General features: G+C 66.3%; 5 protein-coding genes. 2 read left to right on the top strand and 3 right to left on the bottom strand.

Going from position 1 to position 7,022, the window contains the following annotated elements:
- The coding region (locus WAN02_RS24830) for a TM0106 family RecB-like putative nuclease (RefSeq protein WP_422267380.1) at positions 1 to 3,039 on the bottom strand (3,039 nt) is incomplete at its 3' end.
- A 29-nt stretch (positions 3,040 to 3,068) separates the two neighbouring features.
- Entirely contained in the window at positions 3,069 to 3,650 is a 582-nt protein-coding gene (locus tag WAN02_RS24825; RefSeq protein ID WP_422267378.1) for an LppP/LprE family lipoprotein, read from the bottom strand.
- An 82-nt stretch (positions 3,651 to 3,732) separates the two neighbouring features.
- On the opposite strand from WAN02_RS24825, the gene WAN02_RS24820 reads away from it, so the two are divergent.
- Both WAN02_RS24820 and WAN02_RS24815 read left to right on the top strand, forming a co-directional pair.
- A complete protein-coding gene (locus tag WAN02_RS24820; RefSeq protein WP_422267376.1) occupies positions 3,733 to 5,442 on the top strand; it encodes a DEAD/DEAH box helicase in 1,710 nt (569 codons plus the stop codon).
- Positions 5,439 to 6,575, top strand: a complete 1,137-nt coding sequence (locus tag WAN02_RS24815; RefSeq protein WP_422267374.1) for an acyltransferase family protein — start codon at positions 5,439 to 5,441, stop codon at positions 6,573 to 6,575. The genes WAN02_RS24820 and WAN02_RS24815 overlap by 4 nt, the downstream gene beginning before the upstream one ends.
- On the opposite strand, the gene WAN02_RS24810 is transcribed toward WAN02_RS24815, so the two are convergent.
- Positions 6,556 to 7,022, bottom strand: a 467-nt coding sequence (locus WAN02_RS24810; RefSeq protein ID WP_422267372.1) for a TetR/AcrR family transcriptional regulator, incomplete at its 5' end; no start/stop codon positions are given. The genes WAN02_RS24815 and WAN02_RS24810 overlap by 20 nt on opposite strands.

The following is a 7,022-nucleotide window of genomic DNA, read 5'->3' as shown; positions in this document are numbered from 1 at the left end:
CGCCAAGCCAACCAGGGCCCTGATCTGGGCAACGATGGCGGCGGCTTCTTCGGGGCTCTCAGTTGCGTTGCCGTCGTGCGGAACTCGAACGACATGAACCCCGGGCGGATACCCGTCCAAGCGGCGGGCGGCGGTGACGTCGCGGTACGGCCGCAACCGGCCTTCATAGGCCAGCACCGACACCGGATCGCACACCGCGGGATGCATGCGACGTGAGCGGTCCAGGAAGTAGCCGCGTTCCGCGGGCAGGGTGCGGTGGTCCTCGACCAGCCAGCCCAGCGCGGATCCGTTGACCGGCTCGGGATGAGTGCCCTGGCTGACCTGAGGCAGCTGCTGCGGATCGCCGAGCAGCAGCAGGTTGGCGGCTGACGCGGCCACCGCGATCGTATTGGCCAGACAGAACTGGCCGGCCTCGTCGATCACCAGCAGGTCCAGACTTCCCGGCGGAACCCGGCCGGGGTTGGCGAAGTCCCACGCGGTGCCGCCGATCACGCATCCTGTGGTGCCGGCGATGAATCCGGGGTACTCGTTTTCGGCGATCTGCTGCCATGCGACGTCGCGGCGGTCGCCTTTCTTGGCTACCCGCGCCGGATCGATACCGGCGTTGATTGTGCCTTGCAGCAGGTTTTCCACCACCGCATGTGATTGCGCGACAACACCTATGCGCCAGCCGCACTGGGCGACCAGTCGGGTGATGACGTGTGCGGCGGTGTATGTCTTGCCGGTTCCGGGCGGCCCATGCACCGCCACATAGGACCCATCGAGGTCGAGCAGGGCGGCGGTGATGTCGTCGATGGCGTCGCCGCTCCGGGGGAGGTCCGCGCCGCTGCGCGTCCTGGGCGGTTGGCGGAGCAGGATGTCAGCCACCGCGGTGCGGGGGAGTTGCGGCAGACCCGCCGCAACCTCTGCCGCTGCCGCTTCGATGGCCTCCCGCAGCGGCTTGGTGTTGACCGGCCCGCCTGGGGTCAGCGCGAAAGGAAGCTCGGGAAAAGTGCTGCCGTCGGCCGGAGTTCGCTCGATGACGACGACCTCGGTCGGCACGCTCGGGTCGTTGGCCTCGATCAGCTTGGCGCGGCCCGCGGCGCGCCGATCTGGATTCTCGGTCAGACCGGGCGGCGCCGGCGGATCGTAGAGCGCGTAGACCTCCGAGTCGGCTTTGAGAGCGCCGCGGGCCAATTCGCCGGTCAGCTGCAGCCGCCGCTGCAGCTTCTGCGCGCGCGGCGGCTTATGCCAATCGACCGCGACCTTTGCCTGGTCGACGAGGAATACGTCTGTCTCGTCGGCCCATTCGTCGACGGGGTAGTTCAGCCGATCGAAGTGCGCCCACCAGAACGGCTTGTCTTCGCGACGGTGATAGCCGCGGGCGGCCGACACCAGGGCAACCACCGTCTGCTCGGGGGTGCGGTCATCGGTCGTCGGGTCGCCGCTGAACGCGTGTAGCTTTGCCGCGAGCGCGTCCGCCTCCTCGATATCGCCGCCGTCGGGAACCGGTTGGGCGCCAAGCGGTATGACGCTGTTTTCGTAGGCTCGCATCAGGAGCCAGTTGCGCAGTTCGCGGGTGGAGGTGCAGTCGTAGTGGTTGTAGTCCTCGATCTTCTTGAGTACTGTCGCCGCCTCCTCGACCTCGCCGCTGCCGCGCAGTTCGCTGTAGCGCGCGTACTGGGTGATCGAGTCGGCTGCCGTGGTGACATCGCCGGAACGCAGCTGCGAACCCATGTACAGCGGTTCCAGGGACTTCAGGCTGAGCGACTCGCTTCCGGTCCTAATGCTCTTGCGCACAATCGGATACAGGTCAACCAATGTTCCGCTGCGCAGCAAGTCGTCGACGTCGTCTTCCCCGACGCCGTGGCGACCGGCCAGACGCAGCAGCGCCGTCTTCTCGTAGGCGGCGTAGTGGTAGACGTGCATATTGGGAAACCGCTTGCGCCGCTTGGCGACCAGCGCCAGAAAATCGATCAGTGCTTTGCGCTCATCGGGGCGGTCATGCGCCCACAGCCGATGGAAGGCGCTCGACTTTCCGCCTTCGAGAACCCCGAACAGATACTCCAGGCCCCAGTCGACGCCGTCGGCAGTCCAGAGTGGGTCACCCTCGAAGTCGAAGAACAGGTCGCCCTCGTCGGGGTCGGGCAGCAATGCCAGCGGCTGCGGATCGGCCACCTCGAATAGTGGTGTGCCGGCATCGCGTTGGCGAACCTGCAAGTCTGCCTGCGCGACCAGCTTGGCCAACGAGCGGGCCGAGACGTTGTCGACCGGACCGGCGTGGTGGGCGAGCTCGTCCAGCGTGCTGATGCCCGCATCGATAAACTTGGCGCGCTGCGTAACCCGCATGCCCGCGACCAGCAACAGGTCGTCGGCCGCACGCACCTGCTCCTCGCAGACCGGGCACCTGAAGCATGCTCGGACGTTTTCGTCCTCCCAGCGCACCGCTACGCCGCCGGCGTAGTGGTTGTCGAGCAGCTGTTGCAATCGCGCCCGTTGCTCGCGGTACACCGGAATCAGCTCATCGACGCGGTAATTGACCGCGGTGCCGTTACCGAGCACCAACTCGGCCTCCTGGTCCACCGGGATGCCGGCCTGGCTCAACGTGTCGGCGTAGGCCGCGATCTGAAGGAGCGCGGTGACCTTCGCCGAACGGGCCAGCTTGGTGTCGGACACCTGGTACTTCCCGTCGCGGCGGACCAGGAAGTCGGCGAACCCGACGAAGCGACCGTCGAACATCGCCGCCTGGTAGACCACCGCCGCACCGCGCTCGATGGCCCGCGCAGTCTGGTCGGCCGCGGCGGTGACGTTCTCGATGGTGAACGGGACCGGGCGGCCGATGACGGCAACGTCGCTGTGTTCGTCGCGCAGCTGGTCGAGCCGGCGTTGTTCGTGCTCGTCACCGAGAGATGCGGTGCGCTCGAGCAATTCGTCAGTGACGCTGACGCGTTGACCCCGGCCGAGTTTCGCGTCGAATTCCCGCAGCAGGGCATATTCACAGCGCGCGGCGGATGCGAGATCCGACGCGCTGTAGATGACGCTGTCGCCTGCCATGAACACAGCAGCCACTGTAGGCGGCTACACCGACATCAGCCTCCGGCGTTGGCGATCAGCTCCACCCCGTTGCCGTTCCAGCGGAACTTCACCACGCTGGGCAACCCGATCCCGCCGGAGTAGCTCAGTGCCACTGTGTCGCCGGTGCACTGCGAGTTGTCCAGGCCGTTGAAGCCGTAGGTGTCGGGAACGCCTTGGGGCGGAATCAGCTTGCCGAGATGAAACAGCACCGCTCTGGTGTTGGGGCTTTCGGCGTTGGTGTTGGCCTTGACAATCACCGCGGACAGCTGCGCGCACTGGTTGAAGTTGCCGGCCAGCGGTTCGGGGTTCCACGGTTGCTGGCTGCGTGGGTCCTTCGGCAGCTCGGACACCCCGCGCGCGATCGCGGGGTCAGCCAAATTGACCGCGCACGGGTCGACCGGCCCGGGGCTGGTCGGAGCGGCGGTGGGAACCGGCGCCGGCGCGGCCGAGTGGGGCGCAGCGGTCGGCTGGGTGGTGGGCTGCGGCGTCTTGGCGACGGTCGAATCCCCTGATCCGCACCCGCTCAGTGTCGCGGTGAGCAGTGCGGCAGCAGTCAGCCCGGCGAGCCGTCGGCTACCGCAGAGTCGTGTCCACACAACGCCGCACGGTACCTTGACCAGCCCTATCGACGCGGCAGGCGTGGCCGAACGGCAGTTGACCATTAAACTTCGTTGCGACATGGAATCCCCGAACCACGACACCGTGACCTTCGCCGACCTGCAGATTCACCCTTCGGTGCTGCAGGCCCTTGCCGACGTCGGCTACGAGTCGCCCTCGGCGATCCAGGCGGCGACGATTCCGGCCCTGATGGCGGGGTCGGATGTGGTCGGTCTGGCCCAGACCGGGACCGGCAAGACGGCTGCGTTTGCGGTCCCGATCCTGTCGAAGATCGACACCAGCAGCAAAAAGACGCAGGCGCTGGTGCTGGCGCCGACGCGGGAGCTCGCGTTGCAGGTGGCCGAGGCGTTCAGCCGGTACGGTGCGCACCTGCCGCAGATCAACGTGCTGCCGATCTACGGCGGAGCGTCCTACATGACGCAGTTGGCCGGGCTGAAGCGCGGCGCGCAGGTGGTGGTCGGCACGCCCGGCCGGGTGATCGACCACCTCGACCGCGGGACGCTGGATCTGTCCCACGTGGACTACCTGGTGCTCGACGAGGCCGACGAGATGCTGACGATGGGTTTCGCCGAGGAAGTCGAGCGGATCCTGGCCGACACCCCCGAGTACAAGCAGGTGGCGCTGTTCTCCGCGACGATGCCGCCGGCGATTCGCAAGCTCAGCGCCAAGTATCTGCACGACCCGACCGAGGTCAAGGTCGACGCGAAAACCGCGACTGCCGACAACATTTCGCAGCGCTACATCCAGGTTGAAGGTCGACGCAAGATGGACGCGTTGACCCGGGTCCTCGAAGTCGAGCCGTTCGAGGCGATGATCGTCTTCGTCCGCACCAAACAGGCCACCGAAGAGGTCGCCGAAAAGCTACGCGCCCGAGGCTTTTCCGCAGCGGCCATCAACGGTGACATCCCGCAGGCCGTGCGTGAGCGGACCATCGCCGCCCTCAAAAAAGGTGGCGACAAAGGAATCGACATTCTGGTCGCCACCGATGTCGCGGCCCGCGGGCTGGACGTCGAGCGGATATCGCATGTGCTCAACTACGACATTCCGCACGACAACGAGTCGTACGTGCACCGGATCGGGCGCACCGGCCGGGCGGGGCGGTCGGGGTCGGCGCTGCTTTTCGTGTCGCCGCGGGAACGCCACCTGCTCAAGTCGATCGAGAAGGCGACCCGGCAAAAGCTCATCGAAGCCCAACTGCCGAGCGTCGACGACGTCAACGCACAGCGGGTGGCGAAATTCGCCGACTCCATCACCGACAGTCTCGGGTCGCCCGGTCTGGACCTGTTCCGCCGTCTGGTAGCGGATTACGAGCGCGACAACGACGTCCCGATGGCCGACATCGCGGCGGCGCTGGCGTTGCAGTCGCGGAACGGCGAAGCGTTTCTACTGGCGCCCGAGCCGCCGCCCGAGCGTCGCGCGAAGGAGCGTTCGGACCGACCCGACAGGCCTGCCCGTGGCGCGGGCGAGGGCCCGAAAAAAGGATTCGCCACCTACCGCATCGCGGTCGGCAAGCGTCACAAGATCGGACCGGGCGCGATCGTCGGTGCCATTGCCAACGAAGGCGGCTTGCACCGCAGCGATTTCGGCCACATCACGATCAAGCCGGACTTCTCGCTGGTGGAGCTGCCGGCCAAGTTGCCCCATGCGACGTTGAAAGCGCTTGAGAAGACTCGCATTTCCGGTGTGCTGATCAATCTGCAGCCTGAGCGGGCTCCAGACAAAAACCGCCGCGGCGGTCGTGGCGCGCCGAGGCGGGATCACAAGGGATGACCCAGGCCGACACCGCGGCCCAGGGCGGACTCGAACAGGTAGCCGGGCCGGATCGGGTCGCGTCGTTGACCGGCATCCGTGCCGTCGCAGCCCTTCTCGTGGTGGCCACCCATGCGGCCTACACGACGGGCAAATACATCGAGGGCTACTTCGGCCTGTTTTGTTCGCGGATGGAGATGGGCGTCCCGATCTTCTTCGTGCTGTCGGGTTTCCTGTTGTTCCGGCCCTGGGTGAAGTCCGCCGCGACGGGCGGCCCGGAGCCGTCGGTCCGTCGCTACGGGTGGCACCGGGTGCGGCGCATCATGCCTGCCTACGTCGTCACGGTCCTGATCGCGTACGCCATCTACCACTTCCGGCATGCGGGACCCAATTTCGGCCATACCTGGGTCGGGTTGTTCCGAAACCTGACGTTGACGCAGATCTACACGTTCAACTACATGCGGGGATATCTGCATCAGGGTCTGACCCAGATGTGGAGCCTGGCCGTGGAAGCCGCGTTCTACGTGGTTCTTCCGCTGCTGGCCTACCTGCTGCTGGTGGTCTTGTGCCGACGGCAGTGGCGCCCAAAGCTGTTGCTGTTCGGGATCGGTGTGCTGGCGCTGGTCTCGCCGGCGTGGTTGGTCGGGGTTCACCTCGCCACGTCGATTCCCAATGGGGCCCGGCTGTGGCTACCCACCTACCTGATCTGGTTTCTGGCCGGCATGAGTCTGACGGTGCTGCAAAGGATGGGCGTGCGCTGTTATGCGTTCGTCGCGCTGCCGCTCGCCGTCATCTGCTACTTCATCGCTTCCACACCGATTGCGGGGGATCCGACGACGTCGCCCCTCGGCCTGTCCCAAGCGTTGTACAAAGCGGTGTTCTACGCGGTGATCGCCGCGCTGGCGGTGGCGCCGTTGGTGCTCGGCAACGAGGGCCTGTATTGCCGCCTACTGGCGAGTCGGCCGATGGTGTGGCTCGGCGAGATCTCCTACGAGATCTTCTTGATCCATTTGGTGACAATGGAATTCGCGATGGTATACATCATGCGGGATCACGTGTACACCGGTTCGATGGCCGGGCTGTTCGTGGCGACGATGGTGGTCACCATTCCGCCGGCCTGGCTGCTACACCGGTTCACCCGGGTGCGCGGCTGACCTGCTCGGCGGGCACCACGACCGGGGCGACGAACTCGGTGAGCATCGCCCGCTCGTCGGCTTCATCATGACCGGGGAAAATCAGCAGCGACGTGATCACCCGGACCAGCCAGCGGCCGCGTCCCGCAACGTTGGCCGGGTGGTCGTCGCCGAGCGAGGTGACGAATGCGGTCGCCAGTGCGGTGATCACGTCGGACTGCTCCGCCAACTCGGCGCCCAGCGGAGGCGCGGTCGTCGCGAACCAGGCTGAGAGCGAGGGGCTTTCGCGGACCAGACGAAGCGTGGTGACGATACCGGTGACCAGTCGTTCCCGTGGGTCCTTGATGTGGTCGACGTCGATCGACTCGGACAGCCGATGGGTTTCGCGGGCCACGTAGGCACTGCGCAGCGCCTCTCGGTTTTCGAAGTAGCGGTACAGCGTCGCGCGGGAACATCCTGCGGCCTTGG

It is taken from the genome of Mycobacterium sp., from assembly GCF_049281135.1.
In the GTDB taxonomy this organism is placed as follows: Bacteria; Actinomycetota; Actinomycetes; order Mycobacteriales; family Mycobacteriaceae; genus Mycobacterium.
This window is presented reverse-complemented; position numbering and strand designations above follow the sequence as displayed.

Coding starts and splice junctions, on each gene's coding strand:
- WAN02_RS24820 (WP_422267376.1), top strand. CDS start 3,733: ATGGAATCCCCGAACCACGACACCGTGACCTTCGCCGACCTGCAGATT.
- WAN02_RS24815 (WP_422267374.1), top strand. CDS start 5,439: ATGACCCAGGCCGACACCGCGGCCCAGGGCGGACTCGAACAGGTAGCC.